This is a genomic window from Flavobacterium branchiarum (genome assembly GCF_030409845.1).
GTDB classification, from domain to species: Bacteria; Bacteroidota; Bacteroidia; order Flavobacteriales; family Flavobacteriaceae; genus Flavobacterium; species Flavobacterium branchiarum.
In genome coordinates, this window is the sequence record NZ_JAUFQQ010000004.1 from 12,757 (window position 1) to 30,296 (window position 17,540).

The 17,540-nt window shown below is 31.2% G+C and carries 12 protein-coding genes and 5 pseudogenes; 2 read left to right on the forward strand and 15 right to left on the reverse strand.

Going from position 1 to position 17,540, the window contains the following annotated elements; all coding sequences use genetic code 11:
* Positions 1–192: 192 nt before the first annotated feature.
* From QWY99_RS11905 to QWY99_RS11965, 13 genes and pseudogenes are all read right to left on the reverse strand, one after another.
* A pseudogene (locus QWY99_RS11905) lies at positions 193–572 on the reverse strand (helix-turn-helix domain-containing protein).
* Positions 573–1,163: 591 nt separating this feature from the next.
* Positions 1,164–1,878 (reverse strand): annotated as a pseudogene (locus QWY99_RS11910) (response regulator transcription factor).
* A 3-nt stretch (positions 1,879–1,881) separates the two neighbouring features.
* On the reverse strand, positions 1,882–3,465 hold the full coding sequence (locus QWY99_RS11915) for a sensor histidine kinase (protein WP_290265256.1): 1,584 nt from the start codon (positions 3,463–3,465) through the stop codon (positions 1,882–1,884).
* A 59-nt stretch (positions 3,466–3,524) separates the two neighbouring features.
* A pseudogene (gene coaE / locus QWY99_RS11920) lies at positions 3,525–4,120 on the reverse strand (dephospho-CoA kinase).
* A 1-nt stretch (position 4,121) separates the two neighbouring features.
* Positions 4,122–5,120 carry a glycosyltransferase family 2 protein gene (locus QWY99_RS11925; protein ID WP_290265259.1) on the reverse strand — a complete coding sequence of 333 codons (999 nt, stop codon included), beginning with the start codon at positions 5,118–5,120 and terminating at the stop codon, positions 4,122–4,124.
* A gap of 128 nt (positions 5,121–5,248) precedes the next feature.
* Positions 5,249–6,439: pseudogene (fabV, locus tag QWY99_RS11930) on the reverse strand (enoyl-ACP reductase FabV).
* Positions 6,440–6,546: 107 nt separating this feature from the next.
* On the reverse strand, positions 6,547–8,199 hold the full coding sequence (gene recN / locus QWY99_RS11935) for a DNA repair protein RecN (protein WP_290265262.1): 1,653 nt from the start codon (positions 8,197–8,199) through the stop codon (positions 6,547–6,549).
* A gap of 52 nt (positions 8,200–8,251) precedes the next feature.
* Positions 8,252–9,134, reverse strand: a pseudogene (gene porD / locus QWY99_RS11940) (type IX secretion system protein PorD).
* A complete protein-coding gene (gene coaBC, locus QWY99_RS11945) occupies positions 9,127–10,338 on the reverse strand; it encodes a bifunctional phosphopantothenoylcysteine decarboxylase/phosphopantothenate--cysteine ligase CoaBC (protein WP_290265264.1) in 1,212 nt (403 codons plus the stop codon). Before coaBC ends, porD begins: the two are co-directional and overlap by 8 nt.
* Positions 10,339–10,347: 9 nt before the next feature.
* Complete coding sequence (locus QWY99_RS11950) at positions 10,348–10,665, reverse strand: DNA-directed RNA polymerase subunit omega (RefSeq protein WP_129537989.1); 318 nt, start codon at positions 10,663–10,665, stop codon at positions 10,348–10,350.
* 9 nt (positions 10,666–10,674) lie between these two features.
* Positions 10,675–11,484, reverse strand: coding sequence for an outer membrane protein assembly factor BamD (locus tag QWY99_RS11955; RefSeq protein WP_290265599.1), 810 nt, complete (start codon positions 11,482–11,484; stop codon positions 10,675–10,677).
* Positions 11,485–11,606: 122 nt separating this feature from the next.
* Positions 11,607–12,488, reverse strand: a complete 882-nt coding sequence (gene dapA / locus QWY99_RS11960; protein WP_290265266.1) for a 4-hydroxy-tetrahydrodipicolinate synthase — start codon at positions 12,486–12,488, stop codon at positions 11,607–11,609.
* 1 nt (position 12,489) lies between these two features.
* Positions 12,490–13,014, reverse strand: coding sequence for a DUF6913 domain-containing protein (locus QWY99_RS11965; protein ID WP_290265267.1), 525 nt, complete (start codon positions 13,012–13,014; stop codon positions 12,490–12,492).
* A 47-nt stretch (positions 13,015–13,061) separates the two neighbouring features.
* Between QWY99_RS11965 and QWY99_RS11970 the strand changes: the two genes are divergently transcribed.
* Together QWY99_RS11970 and QWY99_RS11975 are read left to right on the forward strand one after the other, a co-directional pair.
* Entirely contained in the window at positions 13,062–13,844 is a 783-nt protein-coding gene (locus QWY99_RS11970; protein WP_290265454.1) for a 5'-nucleotidase C-terminal domain-containing protein, read from the forward strand.
* Between the two features lie 64 nt (positions 13,845–13,908).
* Positions 13,909–14,820 carry a bifunctional metallophosphatase/5'-nucleotidase gene (locus tag QWY99_RS11975; protein WP_290265269.1) on the forward strand — a complete coding sequence of 304 codons (912 nt, stop codon included), beginning with the start codon at positions 13,909–13,911 and terminating at the stop codon, positions 14,818–14,820.
* Here QWY99_RS11975 and QWY99_RS11980 read toward each other — a convergent pair.
* On the reverse strand, positions 14,817–15,506 hold the full coding sequence (locus QWY99_RS11980) for a lysoplasmalogenase family protein (protein ID WP_290265270.1): 690 nt from the start codon (positions 15,504–15,506) through the stop codon (positions 14,817–14,819). The two genes, QWY99_RS11975 and QWY99_RS11980, sit on opposite strands and share 4 nt — an antisense overlap.
* Positions 15,496–17,499: an NAD-dependent DNA ligase LigA gene (gene ligA / locus QWY99_RS11985; protein WP_290265271.1), complete on the reverse strand. Its 2,004-nt coding sequence runs from the start codon at positions 17,497–17,499 to the stop codon at positions 15,496–15,498. Before ligA ends, QWY99_RS11980 begins: the two co-directional genes overlap by 11 nt.
* Positions 17,500–17,540 lie beyond the last annotated feature (41 nt).

Sequence of the window (17,540 nt, forward strand, 5' to 3'; positions counted from 1 at the left end):
TTAGTACTATTATTGGTTTGTACCAAACTTTGATTGGCGGCACTAAGAACAATTGGAAAAAATTACGCTGATTGGCGTTTGATGTTGACTGTATCTAATGTTAAATTAACAACATCAACAGGAATTGAATTTCCTGTCGCAGATTGTAAATTGCTTTGTAGAGATCGTACTTTAATCTGAAATTACTGCCTTTTACCATAAGACCATCAGTATAAGTGACACTCGTTCCGTTACCAAACGTTCGTAAAGTTCGACTACTTTATCGAGGGGATTGAATGTGCAATTATGATTTACTGTTGGTCCGCTATGTATAAGAGAACCTTCATAGTTATTTGAATATTATTTAAAACCACTTCGTCGCTATAATTTTTAATTGCTTCTGTTGATACACCTAATACTTCAGCAATTGCTTGTAGTTTTTCATCATCTACAAACTCGCTTCCTTCAATATTAGAAACAGATTGCTGTGTTGTACCAATTGCTATTGCAAGTGCTTCTTGTTTCATCCCTCTAAGCTCTCTGATTCGGCTTATATTTCTTCCAATATGTTTTGGTTTTGTTGCTGTGCTCATAGTTCAAAGATTTTTAAAATTTTTGAGAAATTACGTGTGTTGTAAAACACAAGCTTGTATTTGTGAGATACAATTTTGAATGTTTCGGTACAATATAATCTATTGTTTAATTGCGATGTGCTAAACAAAAATACAATTTTTCGCACAACTAACATTTAAAAACTAAAATTATGAAGATTCTAGAAAAAGCTAACATAAAACAGTTTTTTTCTCAGAAGCTTGCATTACCCAAACTTGTCATTCTTCTGACGAAGGAAGAATCCCATTTAGTAGCTCGACAATCTTGAAATACTTTGCGTTAGTTTCTTGCGGAGATTCTTCCATCGTCAGAAGTACAAGATTGTGGTTAAAAAAATTTCGAACAAAAGTAATGCTTACTACTCCACAGGTTTTCTTATTGATTCTACATAATCGTAACCCTGATTGTAGTGGAAAGCAGTTTGAAATAAAAAAAAGTATTTCTTGACTAAAAACAGCGACCAACGGAAGCTCGTTTTTGATCATTAAAAATGCTTTTTTTATGAAAACTCTTGTAACGTAAAGCAGGATTAGTTACAAAAAAAAAAGCTCCGATTTCTCGAAGCTTTCTATTTATGCGTTTTCTTTGTTTTTAACAACTAGTCTAAAACCTTCACCGTGAATGTTAAGAATCTCAACATTTTCGTCTGGTTTAAGATACTTTCTAAGTTTGGCGATATATACATCCATACTTCTTGAAGTAAAGTAATTATCATCTCTCCAGATTTTTGTTAAAGCCAATTCTCTTGGCATTAAGTCATTTTCATGAAGGATTAACATTTTCAATAATTCGTTTTCTTTTGGAGATAACTTTATTGGCTCTTCATTTTCAAAAGTTAAAAATCTAAGTTTTGAATTTAAATGAAATTTACCAATGTTAAACTCAAATTGAACTTGTTCTGATTTTGTATCAGATGATTTTCTTTGAATAATCGCTTTGATTTTCATAAGTAATACTTCTGAATCAAACGGTTTGTTCAAATAATCATCTGCACCTGCTTTATACCCTTTTAACACATCCTCTTTCATTGATTTTGCAGTTAAAAAGATAATAGGCACTTCGCTATTTTTCTCTCTGATTTCTTTTGCTAATGTATATCCGTCCTTATATGGCATCATGACATCAAGAATATAAATCGTATACGTCTTTCTTGAATTTCTCGAAGCCTTCCATTCCGTTTTTTGCTAATGTTACTTCAAAGTCATTTAGCATTAAATAGTCTTTAAGAACTGCACCAAAATTAAGGTCATCTTCTACTAAAAGAATTCTTTTATTGATATTTTCCATATTTTAATTTATTAGTGGTATTTTAATTATGAAGGTACTACCTTTCCCTTTTTCACTTTCAACGTAGACTTGACCATTATGATCTTCTACGATTCTCTTTACATAAGATAAGCCTAATCCATGTCCTTTAACATTATGTAAATCCCCTGTATGTTCTCGGTAAAATTTCTCAAAAACTCTTTTTTGAGCCACTTTACTCATTCCTAAACCGTTATCTTTTACTTTTATAAGAATCATATCTTTTATGTTCTCTGTAAAAATTTCAATTTTAGGAATACCTGGTGAATACTTAATTGCATTCTCCAATATATTAACCAAGACATTAGTAAAATGTACTTCATTAATTAATGCCGTTGTTCTAGTAGCATTAAAATGATTCGTAACTGTTCCGCCTCTATCTTCAAGAATCAAACTTACGTGCTCTATTGCATCATCGATAATCCCATGGATTTCGGTTGGTTCTTTATTAATGTCTAATTCTCTTTTCTCTAATTTAGAGATTCGCAATACATTCTCGACTTGAGCATGCATTCTTTTATTCTCGTCTCGTATCATCTGGAGGTACCTAAACACCTTCTCTTTATCTTCGATTATCTTAGGATTTTTTATGGCATCCAAAGCCAGATTTATTGTTGCAATTGGAGTCTTAAACTCATGCGTCATATTGTTTATAAAATCTGTTTTGATTTCAGAAATATGTTTCTGACGAATCAACTGATTTAATGCGCTTGTATATGCAATTATAATAATAAGCGTAAATATTATTGACAGTATTGTTATACTAACCAATTCTGACAGTAAGAACTTCTTTTTATGAGGAAATGTTACTGATAATTCATATTTGTTATTCCCTTCATTATCAGCAAAAATTGGTATTGAATAAGTTGATTCCTTATCATATTTAAATCCATCCGATTTAATTTTTGTTGCAATACCGCTGCTGTAAATTCCAAACTCGAATTTAGTCTTTACTCCATATTCTTCTAATTCCTTTTTTAAGAGTTTTTGCAACTTCTCTTTAGAAATTCTTTCATTAATAGGCATTGCCGAAGCTATGTCCTTAAAGAATATTTCAAATTGCGCATTATCTAAAACATCTAGATTACCAGATTTTTCAATCTTTACATCTGGAATTAAACTTTGTTGTAAAGACGAATTATCTATATTATTGTTATTATAGATTTCTGTTGTACGCTTAGAATTAAAATTTTTAAATCTTTCGTTATTAAATTTCTTATCAAAGAACGATCCATTGATATTATAATCTTCTGATATAATACTATTAGAATATACAATTGTTTTATTAGTTCTAGGATTTTTCTGAACGTAATAAAATTCTAATAAATCATTTTTCTGGGGAACTTTACCCGTACTATCTTTATAATGATTGTATTTATCATAAAAACTATACGCTTCCTGTTGTTGTAATTTATCGGCTACATTCCCAATAACTTGCTTAACATGAAATTTAAACTGTTCATCATTATTTTTAAATGAAGAAGTAAACCAATACACTTGAACAAGAATTATCCCAATTAGGGACAAACTCATTAACAAAACAAGAATTCTAAAAAACATTTTATTCATCGAAACAAAATTAATATTTTAACAATATACTAAATAATACATTAACCAAATATTAACATTTAAGAGTGATTTTGTTTAATATCTAAAATTTTAAGAATTTTAACAACTTCCTGCTTTGCACTTTTAAGACTCAAATTATGAATAACGTAATTACTATTGGCAAAACGTTGCTCGTCGCTCCATTGCATATTCATTCGTTTTAAAACATGTTCGCGAGTAGTTTTATCGCGATTCATTACTCTCTCAATTCTGGTTTCCTGAGGGGCAGTAACCGTAATTATAATATCACATCTTTATAACGACCGCTCTCAAATAAAATTGCTGCTTCGTATATTATATAAGGTTCATTTTTATGTTTTAGCAACCAATTTTCAAAATCTTTTTTAACTGCAGGGTGAACAATTGCATTAAGCAATGCTAATTTATCTGCATCATTAAAAACAATATCTGCTAATTTGGCTCTATTTAATGTATTATCCTCAAAAACCTCAGTCCCAAACGTAGCTTTTACAGCTTCAATTATCTCATTAGACTGCATTACTTTTTTAGCCTCATCATCGGCGATATAGACAGGAATTCCCATTGCTGCAAAAAAGCCCGCTATGGTAGTTTTACCACTTCCAATACCTCCTGTTAAGCCTATAATTTTTGTCATATTAAATTTTAAAAAATAATCCAGGAAAAGCTTCTTGCGGTTTTTTCTTCAAAATAATTATCTTAATAAACGATTCTAAAAAGCCTGTTCCGTATCCATAAAACTGTTTCCACACTGCAATAACTGATAAAAAGCCAATTTTCAAATTCTTATTTTGAATAGATGCTACAATAAAAATCATAAAAAAGTAAAGAAAATACAATTGCAAAAAGATGTCAACATTAAAAATCAACAATATAATTGCAAAAATAAGCCCTAAAATGAAAAATGTTGGGAAGAAAAATGTAAGTTTATTATATTGTGGGTACCAACTGTTAAGTATTGGTCTTGCTTTTCCAAATTTATTAACCTGAATTGAAAACTTTTCCCAATCGATTCTTCGCTTATGATATACGTAAGCTTTTGAAAAAAGTCTTGTTTCGAAACCTAAATTCCATAAACGTATAGATAAATCTGGATCTTCACCAGGATGAATATTTCCAAATCCTTTTGACGCTTCAAATCCTTTACGAGATAATCCCATATTAAAACTTCTTGGCTGAAACTTTCCTATTTTCTCAGAACCTCCTCTTATTCCTCCTGTAGTAAGAAATGATGTCATAGCAAAATTAATTGCTTTTTGAATATCCGAAAAACTGTCTAAGGCTTTATCAGGACCTCCAAAACAATCTACATAATCTTCTTTCAATGCTTTATCTACTTCAACTAAGTAATTTGGTGGGATGATACAATCTGAGTCAAAAATGATAAAATAATCACCTAATGCTTTTCGCATTCCAAAATTCCTAGAATCACCAGGACCAGAATTCTCTTTAAAGTAGTAAGATATATTTAATTTTTCTTGATATTTTCGAACAATATCATCACATGGTAATGTTGAACCGTCTTCTACAAGTACGACTTCAAAAGGCTCTTTATATTCAGATAACACTAAGCTCTCTAAAAGCTCATCAACTTCGTCAGGACGATTATACACAGGTATAATTAAAGAAAACACCATAATTAGGTATGCGGTATTAAGGTAGTATTTGTTTTAACTGTAAAATTTTAACAAAGATAAGTTATATCCATAAAAAAACCATCAACTTTGGGTTGATGGTTTTAAATAATTATATAAAATTTGTTGGTTTAAGCTATACTTTCTATTCCAACTACTTCATTTGTGTCTGCTTTGTAATCTACTCCTTCAAATTCGAATCCGAATAAGTTTAAGAAATCGTTTCTATATCCAGCCAAATCACCAATTGCTGGCAAAGTTTCTGTAGTTGCTTCCAACCATAATTTAGCTACTTTTTCTTGAACATCCTCACGCATTTCCCAATCATCTATACGGATTCTTCCTTTTTCATCTGTAGGAATTGGTGTTGTCCTGTATATAATCTATCTTGGAATAAACGTTGAATTTGCTCAATACATCCTTCATGAATACCTTCGGCTTTCATGATTTTATACAATAATGAAATATATAACGGAATAACTGGAATTGCTGAACTCGCTTGTGTAACTAACGCTTTATTAACCGAAACATAAGCTTTACCACCTAGATCTTTTAAACTATCTGTAATAGCAAATGCTGTAGCTTCTAAATCATCTTTAGCACGACCAATTGTTCCTTTACGATAAACTGCCTCTGTTAAAGATGGCCCTATATACGAATAAGCAACTGTTGTAGCTCCTGGAGCTAATAAATTTTCTTTTTTCAATGCGTCCATCCACATTGACCAATCTTCACCACCCATAACTGCTATAGTATTAGCAATCTCTTCTTCTGTACATGGCTCAATAGAAACTTCTGTTACATTTCCTGTATGAAAATCAACTGTTTTATTAGTAAATGTACTTCCAATTGGTTTTAAAACTGAACGATGCAATACTCCTGTTACAGGGTGCAAACGTACTGGAGAAGCTAAACTATAAATAATTAAATCAATCTGACCTAAATCAGCTTTAATCAAGTCTATTGTTTGTTGTTTAATTTCATTAGAAAAAGCATCACCGTTGATACTTTTTGCATATAAACCTGCTTTGTGCGCTTCACTTTCAAAAGCTGCTGAGTTATACCACCCTGGAGAAGCTGTTTTTCCTTCAACTGTGGTTTTTCAAAAAACACTCCAATTGTAGCTGCATTAGATCCAAATGCGCTTGTAATTCTAGATGCCAATCCAAAACCTGTTGAAGCTCCAATTACTAATACTTTTTTAGCTCCTTCAATTGCCCTTTAGATTTTATGTATTCTATTTGATTTTTTACATTTTGCTCGCATCCTTTTGGGTGAGATGTCAAACAAATGAATCCTCTCATTCTTGGTTCTATAATCATAATTTTGGAACTGTTTTTATTTCTATTTTATATAAACGATAGCATTTAACTACCTTTTTTTACTTCGTAAGACTGAATAATTTAATTGACAAATATAACTCATTTTTTTAGTTGAGCAAGGCTTTAGCATGATTTAAAGCCGAATCAGAAACAACTGACCCTGATAACATTTGAGCAATTTCTACAATGCGTTCTTCTTGAGATAAAAGCTTCAATTCTGACTGCGTATCATCATCAATTGTTGACTTAAACACCTTAAAATGAGAATCTCCTTTGGCCGCAATTTGAGGTAAATGGGTTATTGCAAAGATTTGCATTTGCTTACTCATCTCTTTCATAATCTCTCCCATTCTAATAGCTATTTCTCCTGAAACCCCTGTATCGATTTCATCGAAAATTAAGGTTGGTAGTTTTGAATACTGCGCTAAAATTGCTTTTACAGCTAACATAATACGAGACATTTCTCCTCCCGAAGCTACTTTTTTAAGTATACCGAAGTCTGTTCCTTTATTTGCTGAGAATAAAAACTGAAGCTCATCCTTTCCATTTTGGAAATAAGTCTCTCCGTAATTAATATCAATTTTAAAACGAACATTTGGCATCCCTAATGTTTCTAAAATTGTAATTAACTTTTCGGACAATAATGGAATTGCAGTAATTCTATTTTCATGAATTTTGTTAGCGAAAACATCTAATTCAGCTGCTTTTTGATCAATTGAAGTAGTCAATTTTGCAATTTCTTCTTCAATATTTCCTAATTCAAGAACTGAATTTTCTAATTTAGTCTGGATTTCAATTAAATCATCAACCGATGCAACTTGATGCTTTTTTTGTAAATTATAAATAACCTGTAATTTTTGACTAATAAAATCAAGCCTTGCTGGATCATTTAATAATTTTTCAGATGCCTTTTGCAATTCAATAGATACATCATCGAATTCAATTGCTAAACTTGTTACTCTTTCGGATAAAGTTTGATATTCTGTTGAAAAAGTAGCAATTTTATGTAAAGATGCTTTAATTTCATTTAGATTTTGAATTACTCCAAATTGTTCTTCATTAGCTATAGCCAATGACCTATCTATCGATTCTTTGATAATCTCAACATTGTTAAGTTTTTCAAATTCTTCTTCTAATTCTTCTTGTTGACCTGATTTTAATTGAGCAGCAACCAATTCATTCAAAAGAAAAGTATTATACTCTTGTTCTTTTGCTGATTCGCTTTGTTTTTTAAGCAGTGAATTCAGTTTTGTTTTATCCGATTTATACTTCTTTAAAATATTCTGATATTCAACAATAACACCTAGATTATCTGCAATTGCATCAATAATCTGAAACTGTACGCTTTCTTCGGATAATTCCTGAGTTTGTTGTTGCGAGTGAATATCTATTAAATACAAACTCAACTCCTGCAACTCCTGAAGATTTACTGGACTGTCATTTATAAAAGCACGTGATTTACCTGACGGCAAAATTTCGCGTCTTATTATAGTATCATCTTCATAATCTAAATCATTAGCCTCAAAAAAGGCTTGAAGATTGTATTTTGAAATCTTAAAATGCGCTTCAATAATACATTTTTCCTCTTTATTTTTCAATGAAGTCAAATCGGCTCTTTTACCTAAAACCAAGCCTAATGCGCCTAATATTATAGATTTTCCTGCTCCTGTTTCACCAGTAATTATAGAAAATCCTTTTGAAAAATCAATAGTTAATTTTTCAATCAGTGCATAATTTTTTATTGACAATGAAGTAATCATATCTCTTTTTGTAATATTAAGTTTTGGAAATAAGCAAACCTAATTTGAATGCTTAATATTTAATCTGTCCCCATTTAGTAGAGTTCATAGGCGAAACCCTGTTTAAATTCTCTACTAAATCTGTTATAGAAACACTCGGACCTCCTGAAAATATAGATACAATTTCATCTGATTTTGCATCAAAAAATACTCTTGTTAAAAAAGCATTTGGTTTTGTAGCATTTAATTTCCCTAGAAGCATTAACGAAGCTTTGATTTTTTCTTTTGCAGTTTTTAAATCCTGATTCATCACATCCAACCCCGCATGATATCCATAAACACATTGTCTTAAATCATTGTATGTTGGCGCAAGCATATCATTAATTAAGAAATAACGATTTTGAACTCCATCTGACTGACTCCATCCTTTAAAACCTCCTTGTTGAGCAACATTTGCTATATTTTGAGCAGTTTCAAAAAATGGAGTCCCTAGAGCTGGCATAAAAGTATCAGCATCCATTCCTAAGATCATATAACTATAAAATGTCATTATAGATACAAGGTTCGACTCGAAAACGTTTGGATTGTACAATAATTTTCAAATTCGGTATATCTAAAACTCAAATCTTTATCGTTAAAATTAAAAACTGGAGATGAGTATGTCGAATTATAAATTAATCGTGAAGATTGTATTTGTATGGTACCTGAAAACTGATCTGAACTATTAGATGTAATAGTTAAATACATAGAACAGTTTATTTTCTCATTTTGCTTTAGCGCACTCCCTGTCCAATCTGTATTATTAACAAATTCACTCAACGCAGTTTGTAGCGTTTTAAAAACTTGTTGATTTGCATTTGGAAGCATTTGTGAATTTACTGTTACAGTACAATTTAACTGTTGTGCCTGTGTAAGACCAAAAGATAAAAACAACAAAAAGAAAGTATTTTATTCATAAAAATGCTTTATCACTTTATTTAAAATATCAGTAGCAACTGCTTCTTTAGATTTTAACTCCATTGGTTCAATAGTAAAAAACCTATCAATAAAGGTTACTTTATTAGTCTTTCCACCAAAACCAGCTCCTACATCCTGTAAAGAATTTATAACTATCAAATCTAAGTTTTTTTTCTGAATTTTCAGCTTTGCATTTTCAATTTCATTTTCAGTTTCTAAAGCAAACCCAATTAAAAACTGATTTTTTTTAATTTCTCCTAATGAAAACAAGATATCTTTTGTCTTCTCTAACTCAATTGTAAAATCTTCTGAAGCTTTTTTTATTTTTTGAGATGCAACCGTTTTTGGTCTATAATCTGCAACCGCTGCTGCTGCAATTGCTACATCCACATCTGAGTAATACTGATGGCACGCATCGTACATTTCTTGCGCAGATGTCACCGAAACTACTTTTACAGTTGCGTTTGTTACTTTACAATTTGTAGGCCCAGCAACAAGAATTACCGAAGCACCTAAGTTTGCTGCTTCTGAGGCAATATCAAATCCCATTTTACCCGAAGAATGATTTCCTATAAATCGAACTGGATCTATTGCTTCGTAAGTTGGTCCAGCTGTAATTAAAAACTTTTTTCCCTTAAGCGGTAATTTACTTTCTAAATCAGCCTCTAAAAAAGCTATGATATTTTCTGGCTCAGCCATACGACCTTCTCCTGTTAATCCGCTAGCTAACTCCCCACTCTCAGCAGGAATCATAGTATTACCAAACTGCTTTAACAACGAAAAACTTGATAAAGTAGAAGGATGTATATACATATCCAAATCCATTGCTGGTGCAAAGTAAACTGGACATTTTGCCGATAAATAAGTTGCTATTAATAGATTATCACAAGTACCATTTGCCATTTTTGACATTGTATTTGCGGTAGCAGGAGCAATTAGCATCAAATCGGCCCAAAGCCCTAATTCGACGTGATTGTTCCATTTTTCATTCTCCTCTTCTTGATTAAAAAAAGTAGAATGCACAGGATTTTTTGATAAGGTAGATAACGTAAGTGGCGTTACAAAATCCTTAGAAGCAGGTGTCATGATTACTTGAATCTCGGCACCTGCTTTTATAAAAAGTCGTACTAATGATGCTGTTTTATAGGCTGCAATTCCACCAGAAACTCCTAGTAAAATTTTCTTACCGTTTAAAACTGACATGGTACTATATTATTTGTTTGAATTTCTGTGGTATGTTTTACCATCTAACCATTCTTGAACCGCTAAAGCATGTGGCTTAGGCAATTTTTCGTAAAACTTAGAAACCTCAATTTGTTCTTTGTTTTCAAAAACCTCTTCAAGACTATCATTATACGTAGCAAATTCTTCTAACTTTTCAGTCAATTCCTTTTTAATTTCAGAATTAATTTGATTAGCTCTTTTTGCCATAATAGTTATCGCTTCATACACATTACCTGTAGGCTCTTCAATAGTAGTTTTATTGTAGGTAATTGTATTTACTGGAGCATTCGTCTTTTTTAAATCCATGACTTTATTTTATTTAGTAAAATTTTGTAACTCTTTTTCAACTCTCTCATTCATCTCGTCAGCTTTCACCTTGTAATGAGTATCACTTTTGTATTTAATTAAATTCCCATAAGCAGTTTTAGCTACTTTTAAACGGTCTTCCATTTTTGAAGAAATACTGTTTACTGCTAACTGATATGCTGAATCAAATTTATAATACAATGCATCTTCTTTGAATTCTGTTCCTGGATAATCTCCAATAAAAATATCAAATGCTACTATTGCCGATTTAAAATCCGAAATAGTGTTATATCCTTTTGCATTTTCAAATGCTTTTTTCTCCAATTTGTTAGTTAGCAATTTAAGACTAGAATTTGCCTCTGCTAAATATTCTGAATTTGGATAATTATCTATAAAAGCTTGTAATTTATCAATAGCCTTATTCGTATCTGTTTGATCTAAACTATAAACAGGTGACAACATCGAATAACTTTTAGCTCCCAAAAAAGCTGCCTCTTCTACTTTTTCACTTCTTGGATATCCTGAAGCAAAACTTTCAAATTGATACCCCGCTAAATAATATTGTTTCGTTTTATAATACGACTGCGAAAACATATAAAACAATTTCTCTGCCTGAGGCTTCCCTCTATACGATGATGCTAGTTGCTCAAACAAACGAATTGCTTTAGCATACTTCCCTGCTTCATACATTTTTGTTGCCACTTCGAATTTTGCCGCTACATCTTCATTTTTTAGTGCTTTTTGATAATCACTACATGAACAAAGAAGAACAACGACAAACAATACAGATATTATTTTTTTTTCATTTTTTACTTTTATTATGATTACCAGGATGCTTATGTCCAAGTAAAACCACACCGAAGTTTCGGTGGCAAATTTAGTTATTAATTTAGCTTCTACAAAATATTTTTTAGTATAATAAAATACCTATTTTTTTATTTTTATTTAATGCTTTTTTTAACAAAATCATCAATGCGATTTGCAAGCGACTCGTCGACTGAAACAAGTGGCAATCTAACAAAATTATCAGCAATACCAAGTGATTTGAACACTTGTTTTATTCCTGCTGGGTTGCCTTGCTCAAAAATCATATCAATACAATCTGATAAAAAGTACTGCGTTTTAAATGCTTCATTTACTTTTCTATTCAATCCTAAACGGATCATTTCAGAAAATTCTTTAGGAAAACCTTGTCCAATAACCGAAATCACACCTGAGCCTCCTGCTAAAATCATAGGCAAAGCAATCATATCATCTCCTGATATAACGAGAAAATCACTTGGTTTATTTTTAAGCAACTGCATTGCTTGTACCAAATCACCTGCAGCTTCTTTTATTGCAACTACATTTTTAAAATCATTTGCCAAACGTATTACTGTTGCTGGCAACATATTGCTTGCTGTTCTCCCTGGTACATTATACAAAATAACTGGTACAGGAGACGCTTCGGCAACAGCTTTAAAATGCTGATAGATTCCTTCTTGCGTTGGTCTATTATAATAAGGTGACACTGATAATATAGCCTCAAAGGCCGACAAATCTCTAGTCTTTAACTCTTGTACGACTTGCATTGTATTATTTCCTCCAACTCCCAATACCAAAGGCAACCTTCCTTTATTTGTATTAATAACTGTCGAAATAACAAGTTCCTTTTCATCCTCTGTTAATGTTGCATTCTCAGCAGTGGTCCCCATAACTACAAGATATTCAACTCCTCCATCTACAGAAAAATTAACTATCCTTTGTAACGCTTCTATATCAATTGAAAAATCTTCTTTAAAAGGAGTTACTAGTGCAACGCCCGTCCCTATTAATGATTGCATATCAGATTATATTTGGTTTAATGTTTTTTAAATATTTAAATAATTCATTCACGAAAACTTTATGTTCCCGAACATTGGTATCAATCATCACTCGATTTAATCTTTTATCGATTGATGTAAAACCAACTTTAAACTTGGCTTTAGAATTTTGTGTCACGAGCATCAACATTGCTTTTTCGATATCATAATAACTTATTAATAAATCGAATTCTTCTTTTATAAAGTCTTTTAACAAATTTTCGGTAATTTCTCCCTTCAAATTAAGATTTTTTATCCCAAAAGTTGGACAAGTATACGCTTCTTTTTTATCGATTTTGTCTTTATAAACAACAATCTTAATATTCTCTTCAACAATTCCTTTAGACACCAAATCAGCTAGCAACGCTTTTTTTTCTGAAAAACTACTCTCATCTATAAGCAAACCAACAGTTTGTATATCGGTGGTAAATGCACAGTTTTTTACATTATCAAGATTTTTATTTAATGATTTTTTTACAAAAAAAACCTTTATATAATTTAAAAACATAGTACTTTTACTTGATTACAAAATTAATTATTTAAGTCGCATTTAAGATGGTAAAACTAAAAAAGTATAACGGATTTTTAAAACTTTTTGTTATATTCTTAACATTTTTTCTAGGAGTTTCTTGTAGCAAGCAAACGTATCAAGTTTCTAAAATAGAGGGTAAACTAATCCCTATTACAACTCTACTACTTCCTCAAACTCCTGAAATAGAGAATTTCATTAAACCTTACAGAGAACACATTAACAAAGATCTAGATAGTGTTCTTTCTTTTTGTCCTGAAACATTAGACAAAAGTACTGGTAAATTACAGACATCAATTGGTAATTTCATGGCAGATGCCTGTTTACAAAGAGGTAACTTAATCTTTAAAACTAGGGAGAACAAAGATATTGACATTTGCTTCCTTAATCATGGTGGTATACGTGCAATTCTTCCTAAAGGAAATGTTACTGCTAGAACTGCTTTTGAAATTATGCCTTTTGAAAATAGTCTTGTTGTTATGGCATTAAAAGGAGAACAAATTTTAGAATTAGCTAATTATTTTATTGCTGAGAAAAAGCCTCATCCAATTTCTGGAATGACTTTTACAATTACTAAAAACAATACTCCAACAAACATCTTGATCCAAGGAAAACCTATCGAAAAAGATAAAATCTATTATGTTGCTACGAATGATTATTTAGCAAATGGTGGAGATAGCATGAACTTCTTTAAGAAAGCTGTTCAGAAATATGATTTAAATTACAAATTACGAGACATTCTTATTGATTATTTTAAATCTGTTAATCCAATTCCGGTACCAAAAGATATCCGAGTTAGACAAGAATAAAATAAACAATTAAAAAATATTTAAGAACTTTGAGTTCAAGCGTTTTACCGCAAAATAAATTAAAATGAAAAGAAGAGATTTTATTGAAAAAACTGCTGCTAGTACAGCATTATTGAGTTTGGGTTTATCTATGAGTAGCTTTACATCTCCTGATGTTAAACACATAACTATATTACACACCAATGATGTACATAGCCATATTGACCCTTTTCCTGCCGATGATCCTCGCAATGCAAATATGGGTGGAGTATCAAGACGTGCTGCTTTAATTGATTCAATCCGTAAAGAAAATCCAAATGTTCTTTTATTAGATGCTGGTGATATTTTTCAAGGAACTCCTTACTTTAACTATTATGGAGGAGAATTGGAATTTAAATTAATGAGCATGATGAAATATGATGCTTCTACAATTGGTAATCATGATTTTGATAACGGTGTAGATGGCTTATATGCTCAAATGCCTCATGCAAAATTTGAATTTATCTCTTCTAACTACGATTTTAAAAATACCGTGATGGACGGTCTTGTAAAACCGTATAAAATTTTCAACAAAGATGGTATCAAAATAGGTGTTTTTGGTCTTGGTATTGAACTAGAAGGTTTAGTAGATAAGCTTATGTACAAAGAAACTGTTTACAATGATCCTGTTGAAACTGCACACGACATGGTTAGAATTCTTAAAAAGGAACAGAAATGTGATTTAGTTATTTGTCTATCGCATTTGGGATACAAATATCGTGATGATGCTACTAGAATGTGTGATTTAAAATTGGCTGAACAAACTCAAGATATTGATTTAATCATTGGCGGACACACTCATACTTTTCTTGACAAACCAACTATTGTAAAAAACAAAGCTGGTGAGGATGTTTTAGTTAATCAAGTTGGTTGTTATGGAATTAACGTAGGTAGAATTGACTTTTATCTAGACAACAATAAGACAAAATCATCACAAGGAAAATCAATTACTGTTTAATTTCTTACTCGAATGTTTTCTATTCTTTTTTGGATAAAATATCTTACCATAAAATAGTAAGCTAACATTTGAGTTACATCTCGAATTAGCACTAATACTATTGAATGATCAAAAGATTGATTAAATATAAAAAAGACATCCGAAAAGATAAAACAAGCTGTCATTATCGTCAGCAAAAGTGTTAAATAGGTACCTTTGGATATATAACTAATAAATGAAATACATCCTAACATACTTAACACAATCCCATACACAGTATAAATAAAATGATATTCTTTGATTTTCTCATATTGTAAACCCAAGACAGAAATCAATAAATATAAAATGAAAAGAACGACTATTGCTACTGGCAATATGTCGTTTTTTCTTAGTTTTATTTTTCGATTATCATCAAAAATTAGTTTCAAAAACAATAAATAGACTGATAAAAAACAAAAAAGAGAGCCAAACTCTGTGGCATCAACCTCCATTAAACTAAATACCTCTCCTGTAAAACATAAGGCAAAAATAAGTCCCTGAATTAAATTTATCTTATAATTGGTCGTTATAAGATAATATATAAATATTGAAGGCACAACAATTGCCTTTGCATACATACCTATAAAATCTTCTTCCAAGAAATCAAAGATAATTGCAAATGTTAACGATAAAAAGTAAAGGATTAATGAGGGGGTATTAGCTTTCATTTAATTTTGTTATAAAATCATCTTCTGAAATTATAGGTATATTTAATTTATTTGCTTTTTCTAATTTAGCTGGTCCCATGTTTTCACCGGCAACAACAAAATCGGTTTTAGCAGAAATAGAACTTCCTACCTTACCTCCATTATCTTCAATAGTTTTTTTGATGTCGTCTCTTGAGAATTTAGAAAACACTCCTGAGACAACAAATGTCTTTCCTTCAAATTTAGTAGTCGCATTAGGGTTTATTTTTTCTACTATCTCAAATTGAACTCCGTAGCCTTTTAAGCGTTTAATAATTTCTTTATTCTCGTCATTCTCAAAAAACTCTATAACGCTTTTCGCAATACGTTCGCCTATTTCATCTACTAGAACCAAATCCATTAATGTAGCTTGGCTCAAAGCATCTATATTTTTATAATGTTTCGCTAATTTTTTAGCAACAGTTTCTCCTACAAATCGAATTCCAAGTGCAAACAAGACGTTCTCAAATGGGATTTTTTTAGAATTCTCTACTCCTTTTACTAGGTTTTCTGCTGACTTTTGCGCCATTCTTTCTAGTGGTAGAATTTGCTCTACTGTTAGCTCATATAAGTCTGCATAATTATGTACTAAACCATTATTAAAAAGTAAAGCGACTGTTTCTCCTCCAAGTCCTTCAATATCCATTGCTTTTCTTGAAATATAGTGCTGGATTCTACCAATAATCTGTGGTGGACATCCATAAAAATTAGGGCAGTAATGATTTGCTTCTCCTTCTGACCTTACCAATTCGGTATCACATTCTGGACAATGCGTGATGTATTTTGTGGGTATTGCGTCTGCTTCTCTTTGTGTTAAATCGACTGCAATTATTTTAGGAATTATTTCTCCTCCTTTTTCTACAAATACGGTATCGTTTACTCTAATGTCTAATTTTTCTATTTGATCTGCATTATGCAAAGAGGCTCGTTTTACAATTGTTCCAGCTAATTGTACTGGCTCTAAGTTGGCTACTGGAGTAATTGCTCCTGTTCTTCCTACTTGATAAGAGATTGAGTTTAATTTAGTTGAAACGCGCTCTGATTTAAATTTATATGCAATTGCCCAACGAGGTGATTTTGCTGTATAACCTAGCTCTTCTTGATGCTGTATACTATTTACTTTTACAACTACTCCATCTGTTTCATAAGGTAACTCATGACGATGAATGTCCCAATAATCTATGAAATCGAATACTTCTTGTAGATTGTTTGCCAATTTTGCTTCAAGGGGCACTTTGAAACCCCATTTTCTTGCCAATTCTAATCCTTCAAACTGGGTTTTGAATGGCAAATTATTTCCTGTTACAAAATAGAGTAAACACTCTAAAGGTCTTTTTGCTACCTCGGCACTATCTTGTAGCTTTAAACTTCCTGAAGCTGTATTTCTTGGATTTGAATAAGGGGTTTCTCCTATTTCTATTAAATCCTGATTCATTTTTTCGAATCCTGCGAATGGTAATATTATTTCTCCTCGAATTGCAAAAACGGGTGGATAATCTCCTTTTAATTGCAACGGAATCGATTTTATTGTTTTGATATTGTTTGTTACATCATCACCTTGAAATCCATCTCCACGAGTAACTGCTCGTTTTAATTTTCCGTTTTCATAGGTAATACTTATCGAAGCTCCATCATATTTTAATTCGCAAGTATATTGTAAATCTACATTACCTAATACTTTTTGAATTCTAGTTTCCCAGTCTATTAAGTCTTCTTTTGAATAGGAATTATCTAGGGAATACATACGATATTCATGAGCAACTGTCTGAAAGTTTTTTGTGATCATACCTCCTACACGTTGTGTTGGTGAATTTTCATCAAAAAACTCTGGATGTTGTTTCTCTAATTCCTGAAGTTGCTTTAATTTTATATCAAAATCATAATCTGATATTGTAGCATTATCAAGCACATAATAATTGTAATTATGTGCATTTAATTCGTCCCTTAAAGCTTGTATGGAATCCTTAATATTCATGTTTTTTTTGTAATTCGATTGTCTTTTATTAACCTAGAAAA

Bases quoted from the DNA above. Each gene is read 5' to 3' on its own strand.
- QWY99_RS11915 (WP_290265256.1), bottom strand. From the start codon at position 3,465: ATGAATAAAATGTTTTTTAGAATTCTTGTTTTGTTAATGAGTTTGTCC.
- QWY99_RS11925 (WP_290265259.1), bottom strand. From the start codon at position 5,120: ATGGTGTTTTCTTTAATTATACCTGTGTATAATCGTCCTGACGAAGTT.
- recN (WP_290265262.1), bottom strand. From the start codon at position 8,199: ATGATTACTTCATTGTCAATAAAAAATTATGCACTGATTGAAAAATTA.
- coaBC (WP_290265264.1), bottom strand. From the start codon at position 10,338: ATGTCAGTTTTAAACGGTAAGAAAATTTTACTAGGAGTTTCTGGTGGA.
- QWY99_RS11950 (WP_129537989.1), bottom strand. From the start codon at position 10,665: ATGGATTTAAAAAAGACGAATGCTCCAGTAAATACAATTACCTACAAT.
- dapA (WP_290265266.1), bottom strand. From the start codon at position 12,488: ATGCAATCATTAATAGGGACGGGCGTTGCACTAGTAACTCCTTTTAAA.
- QWY99_RS11965 (WP_290265267.1), bottom strand. From the start codon at position 13,014: ATGTTTTTAAATTATATAAAGGTTTTTTTTGTAAAAAAATCATTAAAT.
- QWY99_RS11970 (WP_290265454.1), top strand. From the start codon at position 13,062: ATGGTAAAACTAAAAAAGTATAACGGATTTTTAAAACTTTTTGTTATA.
- QWY99_RS11975 (WP_290265269.1), top strand. From the start codon at position 13,909: ATGAAAAGAAGAGATTTTATTGAAAAAACTGCTGCTAGTACAGCATTA.
- QWY99_RS11980 (WP_290265270.1), bottom strand. From the start codon at position 15,506: ATGAAAGCTAATACCCCCTCATTAATCCTTTACTTTTTATCGTTAACA.
- ligA (WP_290265271.1), bottom strand. From the start codon at position 17,499: ATGAATATTAAGGATTCCATACAAGCTTTAAGGGACGAATTAAATGCA.